Annotated in this window: 1 protein-coding gene; it reads left to right on the forward strand. The window is 70.7% G+C overall.

Going from position 1 to position 2,627, the window contains the following annotated elements:
* Positions 1–2,627 (forward strand): SDR family NAD(P)-dependent oxidoreductase (locus ACSDR0_RS50080; protein ID WP_435296042.1); only part of this gene is annotated, 2,627 nt, incomplete at both ends.

Below are 2,627 nucleotides of genomic sequence, written 5' to 3' on the forward strand. Positions count from 1 at the left end.
GCCGATGCCCTGATCAGCGCGCTGGCTCAGCTCCACCTCCACGGCACGTCCGCGAACTGGAGCGCCTTCTACAGCGGCACCGGAGCACAGAAGGTCGACCTGCCCACCTACCCCTTCCAACGACGCCGCCACTGGATCACGTCTGTCGGGACCCCGGGCGATGCCGTCGGTCTCGGTCTCGACGGTGCGGGACATGCGCTGCTGGGCGCGGTCATGGACGTCGCGGAAGGCGGGTCGGTGGTACTGACCGGCCGCCTGTCGTTGACCGCGCATTCCTGGCTGGCCGATCACTCGGTCCTCGGCGCGACGCTGGTGCCGGGCACGGTCTTCGTCGACCTGGCGTTGCGGGCCGGACGGCAGGTCGGCTGCGAGCGCGTCGAGGAGCTGATGCTCGAAGCGCCCTTGGTGCTCTCCGAGCGCGGAGGATTCAGGCTCCAGGTCGTCGTGGAGCAGAGCGCCGACGACGGCAGGCGTTCCGTCTCGATGTTCTCCCGGCCGGACGGGGACGAGCAGCCGTGGACCCGGCACGCCACCGGCTTCCTCATCCCCGAGGACGACGTCCAGGCGGAGGGTCTGCCGGTGTGGCCGCCGGCCGCCGCCGCCGAAGTGGACCTGGAGACCTTCCACGAGCACCTGAGTGATCTTGGCTACGGGTACGGTCCCGCGTTTCTCGGGATCAAGCGTGCATGGCATGGCGACGGAGTGGTCTTCGCGGAGGTGGGCCTGCCTGAGGAGGCGGGTGAGGCGGCGCGCTTCACGCTCCATCCGGCGCTGCTCGACGCCGCCGTCCGGACGGTTCTCGTCGAGGGCGGTGACCGGCTCGTGGTCCCCTTCGTCTGGAACGACGTCCGGGTCACGAAGCCGGAGGTCTCGGTGATGAGGGTCCGGCTCACCTGGTCGGGCGACGACACCCTCACACTGGTGGCGACAGACGAGCTGAACGTTCCCGTGGCGTCCGGTTCTCTGACGCTCCGCCCGCTGACGAGGGAAAGCCTGCGCCAGGCCGGGGCGCCCTCCGACGGCCTGCACACCCTCACCTGGACGGCCCGGCCACTCGATGCCGTCGCTCCGGAGCCGCTGCCGTCGCTGGACATCGTTCACGTGCCGGTGGGCGATGCCGTGGAGACCGCCGCCGCCGTTCTGGAGCGGATACAGGAACAGTCGTCTCGCACCTCACCGCTGGTCGTGGTGACACGGCGCGCGGTCGGTGTGGGAGATGAGGAGCTGCCGGGGCTGAGCGCGGCCGGTGTGTGGGGGCTGGTGCGTTCGGCGCAGTCCGAGAACCCGGGCCGGTTCGTTCTGGTGGACTCCGATGAGGACCTGTCGGACGAGTCACTGGCGCGGGCGGTGGCCTCGAACGAACCCCAGATCGCCTTCCGTGACGGGAAGGCGTTCGTCCCCGGACTGACCCGGGCGGTCGTCGCCGCCGAGTCCTCGCCCGCCTGGGATCAGGGCGCGGTGTTGATCACCGGTGGTACCGGTGGTCTGGGGGCGGTGCTGGCCCGGCATCTGGTCGCCGAGCACGGCGTTCGTGAGCTGGTGTTGCTGAGCCGCCGTGGTTCTGAGGCTCCGGGAGCTCGGGAGCTTGAGTCGGAGCTGACGGAGCTGGGCGCGGCCGTGTCCCTGGTCGCGTGTGACGCCGCCGACCGCGAGGCCCTCTCGAAGGTGCTGGCCGCGCATTCGGTGACCGCCGTCGTCCACACCGCCGGCGTCCTGGACGACGGTTCGATCCCCTCCCTTACCCCGGAGCGGTTGGCCGCCGTCATGCGTCCCAAGGCCGACGCGGCCTGGAACCTGCATGAGCTGACCCGTGACCGTGAGTTGACGGCGTTCGTGCTGTATTCGTCGGTCGCCGGTGTGCTGGGTACGGCAGGGCAGGGGAACTACGCTGCGGGTAACACCTATCTGGACGCGCTGGCGCAGCACCGGCGTGCGCTGGGGCTGCCCGCGATCTCCCTGGCCTGGGGCCTGTGGGAACAGGCCGGCGGCATGGCCGAGTCCCTCTCCGCCACCGACCGCAAACGGATCGCCCGCAGCGGCCTGGTCTCTCTGGGCACAGAGGAGGCGCTCGCCCTGTTCGACGTCGCGCAGAGTCTGACCCACGCCACGACCACGGTCACCCGTTGGGATCACGCCGCGCTCCGGGCCCTCGGCGACCGGCTGCCATCGGTGCTGCGTCCCCTCGTCCCCGCACGAAGGACCGGGGCCGGACACCGCCCCGGTGCTTTCGCGGGGCTCAATGACAGCGAGCGCCGCGCGGCGCTGGTGGATCTGGTGCGTGTGCAGGTGGCCGGTGTGCTGGGGCATTCGGATCCGGCCGGTGTCGCGGTGGATCGAGCGTTCCAGGAGCTGGGGTTCGACTCGTTGACCGCTGTGGAGTTGCGTAACCGGCTCACCGCGGCGACCGGGCTGAGGCTCCCCACCACTCTGGTCTTCGACCACCCTTCGCCCGCCGCCTTGGCCGACCACCTTGCGGCCGAGCTGACGGGGGAGGCGAAGGACACCACCGAGACCGCCGCCGCCGTGGCCGACTCCGACCCCATCGTGGTGGTGGGGATGGCGTGTCGCTATCCGGGTGGGGTGTCCTCACCCGAGGAGCTGTGGGACGTGGTGGCGAGTGGTCGCGA

The sequence above is a fragment of the Streptosporangium sp. G11 genome, from assembly GCF_051192615.1.
Taxonomy (GTDB): Bacteria; Actinomycetota; Actinomycetes; order Streptosporangiales; family Streptosporangiaceae; genus Streptosporangium.